Here is an 18,862-nt window from a genome sequence, read left to right on the forward strand (position 1 = left end):
TTTTTGGATGCGACAAGATGGAAACCCTGCATATGATTCTTCCTTCATTAACATCAAAAGAATTAGAGTTAATTGACGCATATTGGCGTGCCACGAATTACCTGTCGGTAGGTCAAATTTATTTATGCGATAACCCACTTTTAGAGCGCCCACTGATACTAAGTGATATTAAAAATATGTTGCTTGGGCACTGGGGAACAACACCCGGGCAAAATTTTATTTATGCGCATTTAAATCGCGTTATTAAAATACACGATCTAAATATGATTTATGTATCTGGCCCAGGGCATGGCGGGCAAGCTATGGTTGCTAATACTTATCTTGAGGGGACCTACAGTGAAATTTACCCTGATATAAGCCAAGATAAAGCAGGTATGCAAAAACTGTTTTTGCAGTTTTCGTTTCCCGGTGGCATTCCTAGTCATGTGTCGCCCGAGTGTCCGGGCTCGATTCATGAAGGTGGCGAGCTGGGCTATTCTTTGAGTCATTCGTTTGGAGCTGTATTTGATAATCCAGACTTAATAGTTGCTTGTGTGGTGGGTGATGGTGAGGCAGAAACAGGGCCTATTGCAACTGCATGGCATTCTAATAAGTTTCTTAATCCTATCAGTGACGGTGCTGTTCTCCCTATATTGCATTTGAATGGGTATAAAATTGCCAATCCTACCGTTTTAGCGCGTATTACCCGTGAAGAATTAGAGCAATTAATGTTCGGTTATGGCTGGAGCCCTATTTTTGTTGAAGGACATGAGCCTGAGCTAATGCATCAGGCTATGGCTAAAGCACTTGATGTCGCAATACATCAAATAAAAAAAATAAAAAAAGATGCTCTCGATAATAACGATCCAACTCGTCCACGTTGGCCAATGATTATCCTCATTTCACCTAAAGGGTGGACGGGTCCAAAGCTCGTAGATGGTTTTCAGATAGAGGGAACATCGCGTGCGCATCAGGTTCCTATTTCTAGCCCATCAGCTCATCCAGATCATTTGCAATTATTAGAAAGCTGGCTGCGTAGCTATCATCCAGAAACACTTTTCGATTCACAAGGGCGTTTATTACCAGAGCTTGCTGAATTGGCCCCAACGGGGAATCGCCGTATGGGAGCAAATCCTCATGCGAATGGTGGGTTGCTGCTAGAAGATTTGCATATGCCTGATTTTCGCGATTATGCATGCGAAGTAATCTCTCCTGGTATACGAGGAATTGGTGATACCAGAGTTTTAGGTCCATTTTTGAGAGATATAGTTGAGCTTAATGACGAGCAACGTAATTTTAGAGTATTTGGACCTGACGAAACAGTATCCAATGGTTTAGGTGCACTGTTAGAGGTAACCGATAGACAGTGGAATGCAGCAACCCATAGCAACGATGAGCAGCTTTCGCCTAGTGGCAGAGTAATGGAAATGCTGAGTGAACATCAATGCGAAGGTTGGCTTGAAGGATATTTATTAACCGGCCGCCATGGTTTGTTTAATAGTTATGAAGCGTTTATTCATATTATTGACTCGATGTTTAATCAACATGCTAAATGGTTAAAAGTGGCGGCAGGTTTACCATGGCGTAAAAAAATCGCTTCACTTAATTATTTACTGGCATCGCATGTATGGCGACAAGATCACAACGGTTTTACCCATCAAGATCCGGGTTTTATCGATCATGTTATTAATAAAAAAGCTGAAATTGTGCGCGTTTATTTACCGCCTGATGCTAACTGCTTGCTGTCGGTAATGGATCATTGTTTGCGAAGTCGTCATTACGTTAATGTAGTTATTGCAGGCAAGCATCCTGCGCCGCAATGGTTAGATATGGTGGCAGCTGTTAAACATTGCGAGGCAGGGATTGGCATTTGGCAATGGGCGGGTAATAGCGTAGATGCAACACCTGATGTGGTGATGGCTTGTTGTGGTGATGTGCCTACATTGGAAACGATGGCAGCCGTTATGATTTTACGCGAGCATTTTAGTAATCTTAGAATCCGGGTCGTTAACGTGGTTGATTTGATGCGTTTACAGCCTAATACCGAACATCCTCACGGGTTAATCGCAGAGGATTTTGACACTCTGTTTACTATTAATAAGCCGGTTATTTTTGCATTTCATGGCTACCCAACGCTTATTCATAGGCTTACGTACAAGCGTAATAATCATCATAATATTCATGTTCGCGGGTATAAAGAAGAAGGCACTATTACAACTGCTTTTGATATGACGGTATTAAACGAGATTGATCGTTTTCATTTAGTGTTAGACACACTGCAACGCCTGCCAAACTTGGGTACAAAAAGAGACGCACTAAAAAAACAGCTTGAAGAAAAGCTTGTTGAGCATAAAAAATATATTAATAAGCATGGGCAAGATCTCCCTGAAATTCGTAATTGGCAGTGGCAGGCGCATCAATGAATTTTGTAGCTCAATCCACGATTAGTAAATTTGAAAATCTCGGTACAATTACCGCTATACGCGGTAGCGTAATTGACGTGCGTTTTGACACAAAGCTACCTGCGATTAATTCAATGCTTAGTGCTGGCGAAAATAAACAGTGTATTTTTGAAGTGCTAGAGCAGCGCAATGAGCATCATGTAAGAGCAATTGCGCTCACGCCTACACAAGGACTTGCGCGTGGCATGGAAGTTGTTGACAGTGGTGGACCGTTACTTACCCCTGTTGGTAAAGGAACCTTATCGAGAATGTTTGATGTGTTTGGTAACACGCTTGATGGCGGTGGTGAGCTTAAAGATGTTCAGTGGCGCTCTGTACATAATAAGCCAGTGCCATTAACCGAACGGTCAACTCAATCAGAGATTTTTGAAACCGGTATAAAAGTAATTGATGTGCTGGTGCCGTTAGAACGTGGTGGCAAAGCGGGATTGTTTGGCGGTGCAGGTGTTGGAAAAACAGTGTTATTGACTGAAATGATTCACAATATGGTGGGCAAGCACAAAGGTGTTAGCCTATTTTGTGGCATAGGTGAGCGCTGCCGTGAAGGCGAAGAGCTTTATCGCGAAATGAAAGACGCGGGCGTTTTGCCAAACATGGCGATGATTTTTGGGCAAATGAACGAGCCACCTGGGAGTCGTTTTAGGGTGGGGCATGCAGCTTTAACTATGGCTGAGTATTTTCGTGATGATGAGCAGCGAGATGTGCTGTTGCTAATCGACAATATATTTCGTTTTATTCAGGCAGGCTCTGAGGTATCGGGCTTAATGGGGCAAATGCCTTCAAGGCTTGGTTATCAGCCTACTATGGGCACAGAGCTTGCTGGGTTAGAAGAGCGAATTGCCAATACACAAAATGGTGCTATTACTTCTATTCAAGCGGTGTATGTACCTGCCGATGATTTTACCGATCCGGCCGCAGTTCATACATTTTCGCATTTATCGGCTTCTATTGTGCTCTCTCGTAAACGCGCAAGCGAAGGATTATTTCCGGCTATAGATCCCCTGCAATCTAATTCAAAAATGGCGAGCCCCGGGGTTGTGGGAGAGCGCCACTACTTACTTGCACAAAAGGTACGTAGCACCTTAGCGCAATACAATGAACTCAAAGATATTATTGCTATGTTAGGGCTTGAACAGTTATCAGTTGAGGACCGCAACATTGTTGGACGCGCAAGGCGTTTAGAGCGTTTTCTTACTCAGCCATTTTTTACAACAGAGCAATTTACTAGTTATAAAGGCAAACTTGTTAGCCTTGATGATGCGCTAGATGGGTGTGAACGCATTTTAAATGATGAATTTAAAAACGTGCCAGAGAGTGCACTTTATATGATAGGTGCCATAAGTGAGGTCAAAATAAAATCCACAGTAAATAATAATGAGGATACAAGCGGTGACGCAAACTCAGATACACCTTAAATTATTGCTGCCGTATGAGATATTTTTCGACAGGCATGATGTGACTCATGTTGTTGCCGAAACAAGCGAAGGATCGTACGGATTTTTACCCAATCGCCTTGACTGTATTGCGCCTCTAACCCCAGGTATTTTGACATTTAATTGCGAAAAAGACGGTGAGATATTTGTAGCCGTAGATGAGGGCGTATTAATTAAAACAGGAAACACTGTGCTGGTATCGGTGCGAAGTGCCATATTAGGTACTGATCTGGCAACACTTCGCAGCGCTGTAGATAAAGAGTTTTTGGCACTCAATGAACAAGCACAACAAGTAAGAACAGTGATGGCTAAATTAGAAAGTAGCTTTTTAAATCGTTTTCGACTTTAACCACTAAAAGCTATTTATTTATGACAAACAAAAAAGACGACCTAGGTTCAAAAGACTCACAAAGCAGTTCATCAACACTTGCAGAACAAGTAGAAATAAAAGCCCAGCGTAAGCTAAAAGCAAGGCTTAACTCTCATCAAAAAATATGGTTTGGTTTAGGAATGATGGGCCTCATTGGTTGGTCGGTTGCAGTGCCTACCATACTTGGTGCAAGTTTAGGTGTGTATATAGATTCGCATTATGAAAGCGATCATTCATGGACATTGGCTTTATTGGTTGCGGGTTTAGCACTTGGGTGCTTTAACGCGTGGCACTGGATGAGCAAAGAAGACAGCGCGATACATCAAGATCAACACGGTGATAATCAGCAAAAGGATGACGAAGATGCATGAGCTAGTCGGCGTATTAATTATTGTTAGTGTAGGTCTAATGCTTGGTGCCTTATTTTTTGGTGGCCTATGGTGGACGGTGCAAAAAAGTATGGTATCGACTCACCCAGCGCTATGGGTTGTGCTGAGTTTATTTATACGCATGGGAATTACTTTAAGTGGCTTTTATAGTGTGATGACGAGTGACTTATTATCAAGATCTTGGTTGCAATTACCACTGTGTTTATTTAGCTTTTTGATAGCCCGTTTTATTACCACTTATGTTACCCGTACTGCATCAACCTCTCATTTAGCAAAGGTGACACATCATGCACCTGAGTCCTGATACGGTTATTTATTGGCAAAATGGTTTTTTAAAACTCAATGCAACCATCGTTTTCACTTGGGTTTTAATGTTGGTTTTGGTGATTAGTTCGATATTGATAACCCGTAAGCTTTCAACCACGTTAAAGCGTTCTCGTTGGCAAAATTTTTTAGAAATTATAGTAACGGGGATCACACAACAAATTGAAGACGTAGGCTTGAATGACGCTAAAAAATACCTTGGCTTTTTAGGCACACTGTTTTTATTTTTAGTAACCGCGGGCATGTTTACCATTGTTCCGGGTTATGAGCCACCCACGGCATCGTTATCGACTACAGCAGCACTGGCGCTCACCGTATTTATTGCAGTGCCTTTATTTGGTATCAGTGAACAAGGGCTTGGCAATTACTTAAAATCTTATATGGCTCCTACTTTTATTATGTTGCCATTTAATATTATTAGCGAATTATCACGGACACTTGCTCTGGCTGTGCGGTTATTTGGCAACATGATGAGCGGGGCAATGATCATTGGCATTTTGTTAACCATTACACCCTTTATATTCCCAATCGTAATGACGGCACTGGGTTTGCTTACAGGCTTAGTACAGGCTTATATTTTTACTATTTTAGCCGCCGTTTATATTGCTGCGGCTACGCGCTCAGTAAAACCAGCCAAACAACGAGTTAATTAATCACGTATTTCTACACATCATACTTGGAGAGAACATGGATAGCATGACAATGATCGCAATGGCATCAATCGTTATTTCAGGAATTACAATTAGTTTTGGTTGTTTAGGTCCATCGCTTGGCGAAGGTAAAGCAGTAGCAACGGCATTGAGTGCATTAGCACAGCAACCTGATGCATCAGCAACTATTACGCGCACGCTCTTTGTAGGGCTTGCGATGATTGAATCGACCGCAATATACTGTTTTGTCGTGTCGATGATTCTTATTTTTGCCAATCCGTTTTGGAACTACGCTATCGCACAAGCTGCAGGAAGTTAAACCATGCTAATTGATTGGTTTACAGTTGCAGCCCAAGTGGTTAATTTTTTAATTTTGGTGTGGTTACTAAAACGCTATTTATATAAACCAATTTTGCACGCTATTGATAAGCGAGAAGAGCGTATAGCCGCTGAGTTAGACGATGCTGAAACAAACCAAAATGAAGCACTGGCGGAGCGTGAAAAGTTTTTTCTGAAAAATGAAGAGTTTGAACAACAACGTACACAAAAGATGCAACAAGTAAGCGTGAGTGCTAAGCAAGCAGAGCAAACACTTATGTTAGAGGCGCAAAAAAGAGTCCAAAGCTGGGGCACTAAATATCAACAAAATATAGTAAAAGAGACTGATAATTTAAAGGAGTCTTTAAGTCGAAAAGTTAAGCAAGAGGTATTTGCTATTAGTCGCAAAACCTTAACTGAACTGGCATCAACAACTTTAGAACAACAAATATGTGAGGTGTTTACAGCGCGCTTATATAAGCTTGATGACGACAAAAAAACCACTTTAGCGCAGGCGCTAAGTACAAATAGTGAATTTGTACCTGCCTTAATTCAAAGTGCGTTTGAGCTAACTGAATCTCAGCGTTTAGCACTTAAGAATGCTATTAATACTGTGTTTTCAAAAGATATTACCATTAAATTCACCACCGATGAGAGCCTTATCAGCGGGATTGAGTTATGTGTCAATGGACAAAAGCTGGTGTGGAGTATTGACGATTACTTACAATCAATCGAGCAGGAAGTTGATATGCTACTAAAACAAAAAACAGCTCAGCCTACAACTTCTCAACCTGTTGATAAGTGATGAGTAACCTTAGCGAAAACACTCAAAATAAAAACACAAAAATACACAGTTTAAGAAACGCGTTTGGTGATGTATTTAAGCACATTCAGCAAGGGCTAAAAACAGTTAACTCAAAATTGAACTTACATGAAGTTGGTATTATTACCAGTGTATCAACGGGTATTGCGAAGGTGTCGGGATTACCTGGCGTTGGCTTTGAGGAACTAATTATATTTCCCGGTAATGTGCTTGGAATTGCGTTTAATATTGATGAAAAAGAAGTCGGTGTTGTGCTTTTAGGTGAATACGCCCACTTACAAGCTGGGGATGAAGTGCGCCGCAGTGGTCGTGTAATGGATGTAGCGGTTGGCAATGCGCTATTAGGGCGAGTGATAAACCCACTTGGCGAGGCACTAGACGGTGGAAGCGTTATACAAACCGAGCAGCGTTTACCAATAGAGCGTCCAGCTGCACCAATTATGGACCGCTCTCCTGTTACTACGCCTTTGCAAACCGGACTTATTGTAATTGATGCGATGATCCCAATAGGGCGAGGACAACGAGAGCTTATTTTAGGTGACAGGCAAACAGGTAAAACAGCTATAGCCATAGACACGATTTTAAATCAGCGAGAACAAAATGTAATTTGTATTTATTGCGCTATTGGTCAGCGGGCATCAACGGTCGCTAAATCAATAGCAATATTACGCGCGCAAAATGCAATGGCTTATACGGTTGTTGTTGCAACAGAGGGTAATGAGCCACCGGGCTTACAGTATATAGCGCCTTACGCTGCAACCAGTATTGCAGAATATTTTATGGAGCAAGGACGTGATGTACTTATTGTATATGACGATTTAACTAAGCACGCAAGAGCTTACCGCGAGTTGTCTTTGTTGTTACGACGACCGCCCGGACGAGAAGCATTTCCTGGGGATATTTTTTATATTCATTCACGATTACTAGAGCGTGCGACCCATTTAAATAAAGAACGTGGCGGTGGTTCCTTGACCGCACTCCCCATTATAGAGACCGAAGCTCAAAATATTTCAGCCTATATTCCAACTAATTTAATTTCGATTACCGACGGACAAATTTATTTATCACCCTCATTATTTGCTCTAGGTGTATTACCAGCCGTTGACGTTGGTAAGTCGGTTTCTCGTGTGGGCGGTAAAGCACAGCGTGCTGCATTTCGTGCAGTTGCTGGCGATCTAAAGCTTGCATATGCTCAATTTGAAGAGCTAGAAACCTTTGCTCGTTTTGGTGCCCGACTTGATGATGATACACGGCGTATAATTGAACATGGACGGCGAATTCGAGCGAGCTTACATCAATCTGAATCATCACCTATGCCAGTGCCTGAGCAAATTATGCTATTACTCGCACTCAGTAATGGCTTTTTAGATTCGATTGAACTGCTAAAAATAAACGACGCAAAAAATATTCTTAAAAAAGCAGTTGCGCAGTTAGACGATACTTTGTGTGATAGATTTGATACCGCTAAAAGCTTAAGTGATGACGATCGACAAACAATTGTTGAGTTGGCTAAGCGCGCACTTGTTGATTTTGAGTCTGAAAACAAGGCAATAACAACATGAGCAATAGTGCCGCTAATTTACGCCATAAAATAGCCAGTGCAAGTGATTTACAAGGCGTTGTAAAAACGATGAAGGCACTTGCTGCCTCGAGTATTGGGCAATATGAAAAATCGATTAGCTCATTGACCGATTACTACCGGGCAGTTGAGTTAGGATTAAGTGCGAGTTTGCGTGATGACATGTCATCTCAATTTTCACCACAACCCAAAAATTTAAATGAAAGCAGAGTGGGTGTGATCATATTCGGCTCAGATCAAGGGTTGGTAGGGCAATTTAATGAAAGTATCACCGACTTTACAATTAAAGCGCTAAGTAACGAGACCCAGCCACCTCTAATTTGGGTAGTAGGCGCACGTGCTGCATCTCGACTTACCGATGCCGGCTTTAATTTAGTAAAAGTATACACAGTGCCAGTGAGTGTTCACGATATAGATACCTTAGTTAGGCAAATTCAAATAGACAGTGAATCAAGCTTGGTTCTTAATCCTGGTTGCCGTGTATTGGTGTTTTATAATCAACCTAAACAAGGCGCGCTTTATGAATGTGTGTCTCAGCGATTACTCCCACTTGACGAGCAATGGCGAGATAATTTTAAAAATATTTTATGGCCAACTAAAGCTTTGCCAGAAGTACTCTGTAAGCACTCTACAACAATAAGGGCATTGATCCGCGAGTATATTTTTATTTCTCTTTATCGTGCATGTGCCGAGTCGTTGGTCAGCGAAAATAGCAGCCGTCTTGGCGCAATGCAACGCGCTGAAAAAAATATTGAAGAGCTACTTGATAAGCTTTCGAGTGAGTTTAATACTCTGCGTCAAAGTACCATTGACGAGGAGTTGAGTGATGTACTTGCAGGTTATGAATTACTAAATAAAATAGACTAGAGGCTGTTGATCTTAGAGGTTGAATTTGCAGCTGTATGTGTTGTTTTTTAATCAAAACATCGCCTATACAGTGCGGTTATTGACTCTTTGTTACTCGATTTTTACTTATTCTTACAAGAATGTAAGCCATCAGAGTAACGCAGAAGCCGTTACCGAGCCCAATAGGTTACAAATCGCGCACGATTACCCCCCCGTAAATTGAATGAATTTTAATCATGAAATGTCAACAAAACTCACAAGGATAATTTACAAGAAATAAAGCTATAACCTGGTTGTAAGCGATCGTTAATTAATGATTAACTGTTGAAGTTGAGTGTTCAATAGTGGGTAGTGCTTTTTCTTTGAGGTATTTTATTATTGTTGTGAACTGGTATGACTGAGTGGATTCGAACTGCTGACCCTTGGACCGGGTGATCAAGAGTGGGTAGTGCTTTTTCTTTGGTTTTTTATTACTTTGAATTGGTACGACTGAGTGGATTCGAACCACCGACCCCTACCATGTCAAGGTAGTGCTCTAACCAACTGAGCTACAGTCGTACAATTTTTGAGGTTTTACTTAAATTTTGATACGACTGAGTGGATTCGAACTACTGACCTTTGGACCGGGTGGTCAAGAGTAGGTAGTGCTCTTTCCTTCAATTATACGTTTCATTAATGTTGGTACGACTGAGTGGATTCGAACCACCGACCCCTACCATGTCAAGGTAGTGCTCTAACCAACTGAGCTACAGTCGTATTACTTTATTTAAGTAGGTGTTAATTGCTTAACAACGGCGGCTAATATATAGCGTGGCGGTTAGTGAATCAAGCAAGTTTGTTGTTTTTGAGTTTATTTGCCGTTTTTTTATTCATATTGGGCTTATTTCACACGTTTTATAAAATACTTGCCACCAAACCACATGTTTTTTAGCTGAGCTTTTTAGTAAGTTCAGTAAGTTACTTGTCGAGTCCGTTTTGACTAAGTTATTAATTTGAGGGCTTGAGATACTTTCGTTAAACCAAAGCTCATTATAAAGCGGTTGTAGTGCCTCTAGATAACCAGTTAACTGCGCTTGATAGGGCTGAATTTCTTTTAGGTAAAACTTTTGAAATACGTTGCTTATGATTTTTGCGTTTTTATTATTTTTATCCTGAGGGCACAGCGTATTAAAGTTTAATGTTTTTACAAACTGCGTGGCGTTGTTATTTAACACTACCTGTTTGCGGACCGATTGAATGAGTGCTTGGTTAAATTGAAATTTATTAAGCTGCTCGAGTGCACTAAAAATAGAATCGCTATTAATTTCACTAAATTCTTTAGCCTTAATTTGTTGCTTAATGAGTACAAGTTGCTTTAGCGCAATTACGGTATTACTAAAACCAGCGGGTTCAGTAGTAAGCTCGTTTGAGGTAAGTTGCCAGGTACGGTTTAGCTCAGGCTCTTTAAATAACATGGTGTTAAAAAAGTGCATTAGGTGTGTTTCTTTGTAGTTTTTGGCTGCGAGTATTTTTGTGTAACTAGGACTATTTTTATCAAGCGTGTTTAAGCAAACCTGCGCACTTTTAATAAAGTTTATTTGATATTTTAATTGCCCAGCAGCGCTGGCGGTTTTTCCTAATTGGTTATTGTGCTCACTTATAAGCACGTTAAGCTTACATTGGCTAATGCCTGCAAGCTCAACAATGCTCAGTGTTAAGTCACTTTGTGCTATTGGGGTAGGCTGCAGTAAGGGGAGTTGCTTGAGTGGCGCAGGCTGTGTTGGGCTTGTATCAACTGTACTACTTAAGCGTTCAATATAAGTAACGTTTATACTACTTTGTGATTTGTTGCAGCCAGTAAGTGTTAAAAAACACATTACCAGCAAAGCAGCTGGTAATGTTTTAAGGCTGAGTTTATTAGTTTTGATTGAGTGCATCAATTTTAAGAAATTCATATTTTAGACGTTTTTTTACCGTTAGCATTAATAAAATAGCAGCGACACTAAGACCTACTATTATCCCAGTCCAGAAACCGTGTGGCCCCATAGCTGGCACAATTATGTCTGTTCTTGCCAATACGTAACCTAAACAAAAGCCGATTAACCAATACGATATAAACGTAATATACGATATAGGCGTGGTGTATTTTAACCCACGAAGTATGCCATTTGCTGCAACTTGCAGTGCATCAGGTAATTGGTAAATACACGCTAAAATCATAATTGATGAAGCCAATGCCATAACAGCGGGGCTGTCGGTATACAGTTGGCTAATTAAATCACGACCGGCAAACGTAATAAGCGCTAAAAATAACGCCACAGCAATGGCTAAAATATAGCTGGTAGAAACCGCAACTTTTAATTGAGTCATGTTCTTTTGGCCGTATAAGTTACCTATACGAATGCTGATAGCGATTGATAGGCTCAGCGGCATCATAAACAGCAATGTAGTTACACTGGCTGCTATTTGATGCCCTGATATAGCTACTGCACCTAAATGCGCTATAAATAGCGGTATACAGGCAAATAAAGTGACTTCAAAAAAGGTGGCGAGTGAAATTGGTATACCTAACTTAGTAATAATACCAATGGTAGTGAAATTAGGTTTTTCGAATGATGAAAGCAGGCCTTTAGCATCTACTTTTTTACTCATTTGGCAGTAAGTGACTTGCGCTATTGCCATAACAGTTAAAACAATTGCAGTGGCAATGCCACAGCCTGCGCCGCCATAAGCAGGAAAACCAAATAAGCCATTTATGAAAATATAATTTACCGGAATATTAACAGCTAAACCTAATAGGCTTATATAAAATGCAGGCTTGGTCATCCCCATGCCTTCGGTAACGTTTCTGTATACCGTAAAAATTAAAAATCCAAATACACCCCATTTCACAAAGTGAATGTAGTCAATGGCAAGGTTTGCAATTGCAGGCGTTGTATCGAGCTTAAAAATAATAGCATCTGCTAAATGGGCAATTCCAAAGCCTGTAAAGCTCAAAATAGCGGTTAAATAAAGCGCCTGTTGAAAATAGTGGCTAATGCCTTTGCGGTCATCACTACCCGAAAACTGCGCAATAATACCGGTAAGCGCTAATAAAATGCCTTGAAGGCCAAGTAATAATGGGTTCCATATTCCTGTTGCAATAGACAGTGCAGCTAAGTCAGTAGGGCTAACTTGACCTGCCATAATTGTGTCGACGACCGACATTAAAATAAGTGTAACTTGCGCTAAAAAAACAGGTAAAGCGAGGGAAAGTAAACGCTTGGCTTCCCAATTGCAAAAGGTCATAAAAACAGCTAGTTGATAAAATAGGGCGTAATTGTAATCTATTGGGGTTTAAATAAAAATCACAGTAGTGAATGATTTTATGAGTTGATACGTTAAACTAGCACTTTGTAATAATTTAAAGTGATTTTATGTTTACAGGAATAGTGCAAACGCAAGCTACGGTGGTCTCTAAGACTCAAACAGACGGTGTTTTACGCTTAGTTGTATCGGTGAGCGATGAGTACGTTAAGCATTTAGATTTAGGCGCAAGTATTGCTATTAATGGCTGTTGTTTAACAGTTGTGCAAGTTGAGCTAAGTAATCACGATGTGGTAGCGCAAGTGCATTTTGATGTGATTGACGAAACCCTAAAGTTAACTAATTTAGGACTGCTTGAGTTAGGTAGTTTAGTTAATTACGAACGCTCTGTTACGTTTGGTACTGAGCTAGGTGGGCATATAGTGTCTGGGCATATTCATTGTACGTCACAAATTTCTCAAATAGTGAAGCTTGAGAATAACTGCAAAATACAACTCAGCTTGCCAAAAGAGTGGCAAAAGTATGTGTTATATAAAGGGTTTGTTGCGATAAATGGCGCAAGCTTAACCGTGGGCGAAGTTGATGAACAAGGTTTTTGGTTACACCTAATTCCGGAAACGCTCGCCATTACAAACATTGGTGCAGCGCAAGTGGGTGACAAGTTTAATATTGAAGTTGATCAGCAAACTTACACTATTGTAAATACGGTAGAAAACTACTTACGCCATCAGGCTTAAGTTAAAATATTTGTTCGTCGTCGCTGTCTACGTGTAGCTCTAATTTATTGTTAGCATGATCTATATGCATATTTAAATGAATTGGGTTACAGCAGGCAGTGCAATCTTCTATGTAGTCTTGATCGCCCATGCTTGCGTCTAAGTCTAAATGTATGTGGTGTCCGCAGTGTGGGCACGTTATTCGTTGTGATAAAAAATCTTTCATAATCACTCCAGTTATAAATAATTAAGTTAGATTCAACTTAATCGCTTACAGATGAACGCCTACTTACTCATTAAATATAGTGCTGAAATGCAGCTTATGACACTTATTTTATACCTTCAAACACCAGTTTTTCTATATGTTGTTTAGCTTCAGTAAGATAGTGACCGGCAAAGATGTTAGCGTGATTTAAAATAGGGTATAGCTGGTATATTAACTTACGTTTTTCGTAATTTTGAGAAAGCGGGTAGTGCTGGTTATAGGCGCTATAAAAATCTTTTGGCAGTGGCGCAAATAGTTCGCTCATTGCAATATCCACTTCCCGATCACCATAATAACAAGCGGGGTTAAATACCGTTGGCTCTGCTTTTAAAAAGCCCATATTTCCTCGCCAAAAATCGCCATGCAGTAATGAGGGCTCAACTTGATGACTATGCAGCTGTTCTTTAACGGCATTAATTAAGCGCTCGGGTTCAATAAAGTTAATGCCTTTTTCAGCGAGTAACTGTAATTGCCACCCTATACGTTCTTCGGCGTAAAATACATCCCATTTTTTATGCCAGCGATTAGGTTGTATGGTAGTGGCTATATAGTTGTCTACATCAAAACCAAACATGGCTTGGTCGTGTTTTTGATGCATTTTAGCGAGGCTGCTTCCCATAGTTGCCCACGTGTTGTGGGGTTGTTTATCTAAAACAAGCCACTGTAAAACAATAAACGAAAACTCTATATTTGCACCGGTTGTAATACATTCAGGGACTTTAAAATTACTATTTTGCGCTAAAAGCTTTAAGCCAATAAATTCACTTTCTAAACGCTCGAGTTCGCTTTTTAATGCTATTTTAACGAAGAAGTTATGCGTACCATTGGTAATATGAAATAGTTTGTCGGTATTTGTACTTTGTAATTGGCGTTTATAGGTGTGTTTAAAGTCAAAATTAATGGCTTGGCTGATGTGCTCATTTACTGTTTTCCACATAACAATTGCTCGCCTTTTAAGCAGATACTTAAACTATGGCAAAAAGGTATTAATTTAACAATCTAAACGTTGTAAAATTAACGACTATATTGCATAAAAATTACACTTACTGTAATGGAGTAAAAATGAACAAAAGTTTAATAACCAATTTGCTAGCGGGTTTATGTGTTGTTGTAGGTTTTATATTTAACCAAGCAATTGTGTTATCAGTTGGTTTATTTGCACTTTCTGGCGCGGTAACTAATTTATTAGCGATTCATATGTTGTTCGAAAAGGTCCCGTTTTTATATGGCTCAGGCGTTATAGCGCTTAAGTTTGAAAGCTTTAAAGTCGCCATTAGAAACCTAATATTAACGGAGTTTTTTTCAGAGCAAAAAATTAATAATTTACTCAATAAAGCGCAGCCCAATATCGATTTTGAGCCAATAATTAGCAATGTTGATTTAAACCCTGCATTCGACAATTTACTTGTCGTTATTGAAGAGTCACAGTTTGGTAGCATGTTAGGGATGTTTGGTGGCACAGCGGCAATAGAGCCAATGCGTGAAAAGTTTATTGAAAAAATGCAATTGTCGCTTAGTGAGATTTCCCAAACTGACGATTTTAAAGCATTAGTAAGCCAAACACTCTCACAAGGTAATAGCGCAGAGAGTCTACATAAAACGGTGCTTAAATTAGTTGATGAGCGCTTAGATGAGCTTACCCCAAAAATGGTCAAAGAGATTATTCAAACCATGATCCGCGAGCACTTAGGGTGGCTTGTAGTGTGGGGTGGTGTGTTTGGTGGTTTATTCGGTTTAATTGCAGCGCTTATTTAAGCGCTGTTTTGTGTTAAGTGATATCTGTAAAATAATTAAATTAAATGCTTTTTTGCGGCTGACTTATTTTTTCAGGCTGTTATTATCGCCCCCATAATTTAGTCGTGTTTTTTAGGAGCAACGGTGAGCAAAACGTTAGCCAGTTATTATCAGCAAGCATACGCTTGCGATCAGCAGCATTTTAACCAGTGTTTTTATTGTGGCTGTGAAGCGACAGAGCGCGACCATTGTCCGCCGCTGCATATGCTACAAAGCATTGTTGATTTAGGTGAAGAAGCTGATTTTATATCCATTCCTGCGTGTTATGAGTGTCATGCACTTTTACATAACGAAAGGCTGATGACGATTGATGAGCGTTTCACTAAAATGAAGAAAAAGCTTGCCACTAAATACGCAAAACCTCTGCGTGTTTATAACATGTGGGAAGAAAACGAACTTGGCGATATGAGCGATGAGTTTGCGCATAGTATTCAAGCGGGTATGAAATTAGGTAAAGAAGCCGCTGAGCGTTTAGCGTTTACTGGTTTTAGCTATGCCACTGAAGATGCCAAAGTAGCAGTACGTGAAAAAACAAAAGAGTTTGATGTAGAAGGCATGATATTTACCGACTTTAAAGAGGCTTTAAATTACTGCATTAATGATTTAAACGTACAAAAAAGTGACTTTTATAAAATTTTGGTTGAAGACTACCAAGGTGATTTTAATAAAGCATTGAGCCAGTATCGTCACCGTCATGACAAAGTGACAGCGGCTAAAGACGGTAATACAATTATTAAAGATTTTTCTAAGTTACATAAGCAAAACTCTGATTTTGTAACGCGTACGGTTAAGCACTTTATTAGTAAAGATCCATCGCTTACAACCGAAGGTGCGCTTGAAAAGTTGTATAACAATTATATAAAGAAATAATTACAGATATTCATCTTAATTAACTGCGTTTTCACCTGTTTTTTTGGCTTTATTCCTTAGCTTTCGCTAAAGTAGCAAAAAAACAGGAGATCCAAACAACATGCAAAAATTTGCACCTTCTTTATTAGCAGTTGGCTTAGCTGCTGCACTTGTAGGTTGCCAAGAAAACGGCCCGCAAGACGATAAAATAACAATCAACAAAAATCCTTACCCAAGCACTTATCAGCCCGTTTCTACATCAAGCACACTTGTTACAAATGCAACAGTACTTACAGGTACTGGTGAGCGTTTAGATGAGGCTGATGTATTACTTGTTGACGGCAAAGTACAACAAGTTGGTAAAGACTTAGCTGCTACTGCTGATATTACAATTGATGCACAAGGCAAATGGGTAACACCGGGTATTATTGACGTACATTCACATTTAGGTGCATACCCAAGCCCTTCGGTTGAGTCGCATCAAGATGGTAACGAAATGACAAGCCCTAACACTGCAGAAGTGTGGGTTGAGCATTCTGTTTGGCCACAAGATCCAGGCTTTAATCGTGCACGCGAAGGCGGCATTACTTCTCTACAAATTTTACCAGGCTCAGCTAACTTATTTGGTGGACGCGGCGTTACGCTTAAAAACGTCCCTGCACACACTATGCAAGGCATGAAATTTCCAGAAGCACCGTATGGTTTAAAAATGGCGTGTGGTGAAAACCCTAAACGAGTTTATGGTCGTCAAGGTGTATTGCCTTCAACTCGTATGGGTAATATGGCAGGTTACCGTATGGCGTGGGCTGAAGCCGCTGAGTACAAACGTGCATGGGATAAATACGATGCCGATTATGAAGCAGGTTTAAACCCAGAAGCACCTGTACGTGATATTAAACACGATACGCTTCGTGGTGTGCTTGAAGGCGAAGTACGTATTCATAATCATTGTTATAAAGCTGAAGAAATGGCAATGATGATTGACCTGTCAAAAGAATTTAATTACGACGCGGGTACATTCCATCACGGTGTAGAAGCATATAAAATTGCTGACCTACTTGCCGAAAATGGCTCGTGTGCTGCACTTTGGCCAGACTGGTGGGGTTTCAAAATGGAAGCCTACGACATGGTTCAAGAAAACGTAGCTATTGTTGATGCTGTTAAAAATTCATGTGCAGTTGTTCACTCAGATTCAGATACTACTATTCAGCGCTTAAACCAAGAAGCTGGCAAGGTTATGTACCGTGCTAACGAAAACGGTTTTGATATTTCTGAGCAACACGCTATTAAATGGATCACGGCTAACGCTGCTAAATCGCTAGGTATTGATGACAAAACAGGTTCACTAGAAGCGGGTAAGCAGGGCGATGTTGTTATTTGGAATCAAAGCCCATTTAGTGTTTATGCTAAAGCTGAACAAGTGTTTGTTGATGGTGCAAAAGTTTACGATAGAAACGACAGCGCGTATCAAGCAACAAGTGATTTTATGTTAGGTCAACAATAAGGAGCACCCAGAATGAAAAATTTATCACGTTCGTTTTCGCTTTCTCTGGTTGCTGCAGGATTATTAGCATCTGGTGCTGTAAGCGCACAATCGCTAGCAATTATTAATGCAACATTACATACGTCATCTGATCAAGGTGTATTAGAAGCAGCAAGCATTGTAATGACAGATGGTAAAATCACAGCGATTAACCCAACTGAAATTAAAGTAGATCAAATTATTGATGCAAAGGGCCAAATTGTAACCCCTGGCTTTATTGCAAGTATTAATCAACTTGGTTTAGTTGAAGTAAGTGCAGTTGCAGGCTCTCGCGATGCAGGCGAGGAAAAAGCCGGTATTGATTTTGACGTAAGTCTTGCTTACAACGCGCATTCGAGCTTAATCCCTTACGCTCGTAAAGGCGGTGTAACGCGCGATGTAATTACCCCTCATGGTGGTGATAGCATTTTTTCAGGCCTTGCAAGTGTTGTTGATTTAAGTGGTAGTTTTGATAGCGACATGCAAAAACAAGCGGCTTTAATCGTTTACTTAGGTGAGCGCAGTAAAGGCTCTCGTGCTTTTACTTTGCAAACACTGATTAATAAACTTGATGAGCACAAAACGAAAGCCGGTAAAAAAGCTAAAAAAGATGACGACAAGCCAAGTACTGAAGACAAAGTAATGGCAAAAGTACTCAGTGGCGAAATGCCATTAGTGGTTGGCGTATCACGTGCGGCGGATATTATTGAGCTTATTAAAGTAAAAGAGCAATTTGGTATTAACTTAGTACTTAACGGCGCACAAGACGCTGTTGTAGTTAAAGAGCGCGTTGCTAAAGCAAATATCCCAGTGATTATTAGTGCAATGGACAGCTTACCAGCAAGTTTTGATTCGCTTCATGCGAGTTTAGATAATGCAGGTGTGCTAGAAAAAGCAGGCGTTAAAGTATTATTAACGGTAGGTGGAGATGCAAGCCACAACATTTACCAGCTGCGTTTTGATGCTGGTAATGCAGTATCGTATGGTATGAGCCAAGAAGGTGCGTTAAAAGCGGTTACATCAAACGTTGCTGATGTATTTGGCATTAATGCAGGTAGCCTTGAAGTAGGTAAAGCTGCTGATGTAGTAATGTGGAGTAATGACCCGTTTGAACTAAGCAGCCACGTGAGCAAAATGTTTATTAATGGCGTTGAGGTATCTACACAATCTCGCCAAGATAAACTGCGTGACCGTTATACGACTGATTCAAAAATGCCACGTGCATATACCAACCCGCAATAATACTTAATCAATTTGA

General features: G+C 40.2%; 19 protein-coding genes and 2 tRNA genes. 15 read left to right on the forward strand and 6 right to left on the reverse strand.

Annotated elements, in window-relative coordinates:
• Positions 1-17 precede the first annotated feature (17 nt).
• The 10 genes from I6F42_RS03400 to I6F42_RS03445 are packed head-to-tail and all read left to right on the forward strand — an operon-like array spanning position 18 to position 9,194.
• Positions 18-2,402, forward strand: a complete 2,385-nt coding sequence (locus I6F42_RS03400) for a phosphoketolase (protein WP_197150916.1) — start codon at positions 18-20, stop codon at positions 2,400-2,402.
• Positions 2,399-3,856 (forward strand): F0F1 ATP synthase subunit beta, encoded by a 1,458-nt coding sequence (gene atpD / locus I6F42_RS03405; RefSeq protein ID WP_101163439.1) that lies wholly within the window; start codon positions 2,399-2,401, stop codon positions 3,854-3,856. The genes I6F42_RS03400 and atpD overlap by 4 nt, the downstream gene beginning before the upstream one ends.
• Positions 3,831-4,223, forward strand: a complete 393-nt coding sequence (locus I6F42_RS03410; RefSeq protein ID WP_024609583.1) for a F0F1 ATP synthase subunit epsilon — start codon at positions 3,831-3,833, stop codon at positions 4,221-4,223. The genes atpD and I6F42_RS03410 overlap by 26 nt, the downstream gene beginning before the upstream one ends.
• Before the next feature lie 20 nt (positions 4,224-4,243).
• Positions 4,244-4,615 carry an AtpZ/AtpI family protein gene (locus I6F42_RS03415; RefSeq protein ID WP_024609582.1) on the forward strand — a complete coding sequence of 124 codons (372 nt, stop codon included), beginning with the start codon at positions 4,244-4,246 and terminating at the stop codon, positions 4,613-4,615.
• Positions 4,608-4,937, forward strand: coding sequence for an ATP synthase subunit I (locus I6F42_RS03420; protein WP_010552604.1), 330 nt, complete (start codon positions 4,608-4,610; stop codon positions 4,935-4,937). The genes I6F42_RS03415 and I6F42_RS03420 overlap by 8 nt, the downstream gene beginning before the upstream one ends.
• On the forward strand, positions 4,921-5,610 hold the full coding sequence (locus tag I6F42_RS03425; protein ID WP_197150918.1) for a F0F1 ATP synthase subunit A: 690 nt from the start codon (positions 4,921-4,923) through the stop codon (positions 5,608-5,610). The genes I6F42_RS03420 and I6F42_RS03425 overlap by 17 nt, the downstream gene beginning before the upstream one ends.
• 34 nt (positions 5,611-5,644) lie before the next feature.
• On the forward strand, positions 5,645-5,926 hold the full coding sequence (locus I6F42_RS03430) for a F0F1 ATP synthase subunit C (protein ID WP_010552606.1): 282 nt from the start codon (positions 5,645-5,647) through the stop codon (positions 5,924-5,926).
• Between the two features lie 3 nt (positions 5,927-5,929).
• A complete protein-coding gene (locus tag I6F42_RS03435; RefSeq protein ID WP_010552607.1) occupies positions 5,930-6,730 on the forward strand; it encodes a F0F1 ATP synthase subunit delta in 801 nt (266 codons plus the stop codon).
• Complete coding sequence (locus tag I6F42_RS03440) at positions 6,730-8,310, forward strand: alternate F1F0 ATPase, F1 subunit alpha (protein ID WP_024607606.1); 1,581 nt, start codon at positions 6,730-6,732, stop codon at positions 8,308-8,310. Before I6F42_RS03435 ends, I6F42_RS03440 begins: the two co-directional genes overlap by 1 nt.
• Positions 8,307-9,194, forward strand: a complete 888-nt coding sequence (locus I6F42_RS03445) for a F0F1 ATP synthase subunit gamma (protein WP_024607607.1) — start codon at positions 8,307-8,309, stop codon at positions 9,192-9,194. The genes I6F42_RS03440 and I6F42_RS03445 overlap by 4 nt, the downstream gene beginning before the upstream one ends.
• A 460-nt stretch (positions 9,195-9,654) precedes the next feature.
• Here the strand turns inward: I6F42_RS03445 and I6F42_RS03450 are convergent.
• The 4 genes from I6F42_RS03450 to I6F42_RS03465 all read right to left on the reverse strand — a co-directional run bounded on the left by I6F42_RS03450 (position 9,655) and on the right by I6F42_RS03465 (position 12,440).
• A tRNA-Val gene (locus I6F42_RS03450) sits at positions 9,655-9,731 on the reverse strand.
• Positions 9,732-9,852: 121 nt separating this feature from the next.
• A tRNA-Val gene (locus tag I6F42_RS03455) sits at positions 9,853-9,929 on the reverse strand.
• Positions 9,930-10,042: 113 nt separating this feature from the next.
• Positions 10,043-11,089, reverse strand: coding sequence for a DUF3080 family protein (locus I6F42_RS03460; RefSeq protein ID WP_231616294.1), 1,047 nt, complete (start codon positions 11,087-11,089; stop codon positions 10,043-10,045).
• Entirely contained in the window at positions 11,070-12,440 is a 1,371-nt protein-coding gene (locus I6F42_RS03465; RefSeq protein WP_007585131.1) for an MATE family efflux transporter, read from the reverse strand. The genes I6F42_RS03460 and I6F42_RS03465 overlap by 20 nt, the downstream gene beginning before the upstream one ends.
• Positions 12,441-12,568: 128 nt before the next feature.
• Here I6F42_RS03465 and I6F42_RS03470 point away from each other — a divergent pair, with 128 nt between their 5' ends.
• Positions 12,569-13,195, forward strand: a complete 627-nt coding sequence (locus tag I6F42_RS03470) for a riboflavin synthase (RefSeq protein ID WP_007585130.1) — start codon at positions 12,569-12,571, stop codon at positions 13,193-13,195.
• A gap of 1 nt (position 13,196) precedes the next feature.
• On the opposite strand, the gene I6F42_RS03475 is transcribed toward I6F42_RS03470, so the two are convergent.
• Positions 13,197-13,400 (reverse strand): CPXCG motif-containing cysteine-rich protein, encoded by a 204-nt coding sequence (locus tag I6F42_RS03475; protein ID WP_008166246.1) that lies wholly within the window; start codon positions 13,398-13,400, stop codon positions 13,197-13,199.
• 103 nt (positions 13,401-13,503) lie between these two features.
• Positions 13,504-14,376 carry a fructosamine kinase family protein gene (locus I6F42_RS03480; RefSeq protein WP_101163040.1) on the reverse strand — a complete coding sequence of 291 codons (873 nt, stop codon included), beginning with the start codon at positions 14,374-14,376 and terminating at the stop codon, positions 13,504-13,506.
• 125 nt (positions 14,377-14,501) lie between these two features.
• Between I6F42_RS03480 and I6F42_RS03485 the strand changes: the two genes are divergently transcribed.
• The 4 genes from I6F42_RS03485 to I6F42_RS03500 all read left to right on the forward strand — a co-directional run bounded on the left by I6F42_RS03485 (position 14,502) and on the right by I6F42_RS03500 (position 18,846).
• Positions 14,502-15,194, forward strand: coding sequence for a DUF445 domain-containing protein (locus I6F42_RS03485; RefSeq protein WP_197150921.1), 693 nt, complete (start codon positions 14,502-14,504; stop codon positions 15,192-15,194).
• Between the two features lie 123 nt (positions 15,195-15,317).
• Complete coding sequence (locus I6F42_RS03490) at positions 15,318-16,103, forward strand: hypothetical protein (RefSeq protein ID WP_007585117.1); 786 nt, start codon at positions 15,318-15,320, stop codon at positions 16,101-16,103.
• A 100-nt stretch (positions 16,104-16,203) separates the two neighbouring features.
• Positions 16,204-17,586: an amidohydrolase gene (locus tag I6F42_RS03495; protein ID WP_197150922.1), complete on the forward strand. Its 1,383-nt coding sequence runs from the start codon at positions 16,204-16,206 to the stop codon at positions 17,584-17,586.
• 12 nt (positions 17,587-17,598) lie between these two features.
• Positions 17,599-18,846 carry an amidohydrolase family protein gene (locus tag I6F42_RS03500; RefSeq protein ID WP_169044776.1) on the forward strand — a complete coding sequence of 416 codons (1,248 nt, stop codon included), beginning with the start codon at positions 17,599-17,601 and terminating at the stop codon, positions 18,844-18,846.
• Positions 18,847-18,862: the final 16 nt, after the last annotated feature.

It is taken from the genome of Pseudoalteromonas sp. SWYJZ12 (genome assembly GCF_015864395.1).
In the GTDB taxonomy this organism is placed as follows: Bacteria; Pseudomonadota; Gammaproteobacteria; order Enterobacterales; family Alteromonadaceae; genus Pseudoalteromonas; species Pseudoalteromonas arctica.

Bases quoted from the DNA above. Each gene is read 5' to 3' on its own strand.
- I6F42_RS03495 (WP_197150922.1), top strand. From the start codon at position 16,204: ATGCAAAAATTTGCACCTTCTTTATTAGCAGTTGGCTTAGCTGCTGCA.
- I6F42_RS03480 (WP_101163040.1), bottom strand. From the start codon at position 14,376: ATGTGGAAAACAGTAAATGAGCACATCAGCCAAGCCATTAATTTTGAC.
- I6F42_RS03425 (WP_197150918.1), top strand. From the start codon at position 4,921: ATGCACCTGAGTCCTGATACGGTTATTTATTGGCAAAATGGTTTTTTA.
- I6F42_RS03445 (WP_024607607.1), top strand. From the start codon at position 8,307: ATGAGCAATAGTGCCGCTAATTTACGCCATAAAATAGCCAGTGCAAGT.
- I6F42_RS03420 (WP_010552604.1), top strand. From the start codon at position 4,608: ATGCATGAGCTAGTCGGCGTATTAATTATTGTTAGTGTAGGTCTAATG.
- atpD (WP_101163439.1), top strand. From the start codon at position 2,399: ATGAATTTTGTAGCTCAATCCACGATTAGTAAATTTGAAAATCTCGGT.
- I6F42_RS03400 (WP_197150916.1), top strand. From the start codon at position 18: ATGGAAACCCTGCATATGATTCTTCCTTCATTAACATCAAAAGAATTA.
- I6F42_RS03430 (WP_010552606.1), top strand. From the start codon at position 5,645: ATGGATAGCATGACAATGATCGCAATGGCATCAATCGTTATTTCAGGA.
- I6F42_RS03475 (WP_008166246.1), bottom strand. From the start codon at position 13,400: ATGAAAGATTTTTTATCACAACGAATAACGTGCCCACACTGCGGACAC.
- I6F42_RS03465 (WP_007585131.1), bottom strand. From the start codon at position 12,440: ATGACCTTTTGCAATTGGGAAGCCAAGCGTTTACTTTCCCTCGCTTTA.
- I6F42_RS03460 (WP_231616294.1), bottom strand. From the start codon at position 11,089: ATGCACTCAATCAAAACTAATAAACTCAGCCTTAAAACATTACCAGCT.
- I6F42_RS03415 (WP_024609582.1), top strand. From the start codon at position 4,244: ATGACAAACAAAAAAGACGACCTAGGTTCAAAAGACTCACAAAGCAGT.
- I6F42_RS03500 (WP_169044776.1), top strand. From the start codon at position 17,599: ATGAAAAATTTATCACGTTCGTTTTCGCTTTCTCTGGTTGCTGCAGGA.
- I6F42_RS03440 (WP_024607606.1), top strand. From the start codon at position 6,730: ATGAGTAACCTTAGCGAAAACACTCAAAATAAAAACACAAAAATACAC.
- I6F42_RS03470 (WP_007585130.1), top strand. From the start codon at position 12,569: ATGTTTACAGGAATAGTGCAAACGCAAGCTACGGTGGTCTCTAAGACT.
- I6F42_RS03485 (WP_197150921.1), top strand. From the start codon at position 14,502: ATGAACAAAAGTTTAATAACCAATTTGCTAGCGGGTTTATGTGTTGTT.
- I6F42_RS03435 (WP_010552607.1), top strand. From the start codon at position 5,930: ATGCTAATTGATTGGTTTACAGTTGCAGCCCAAGTGGTTAATTTTTTA.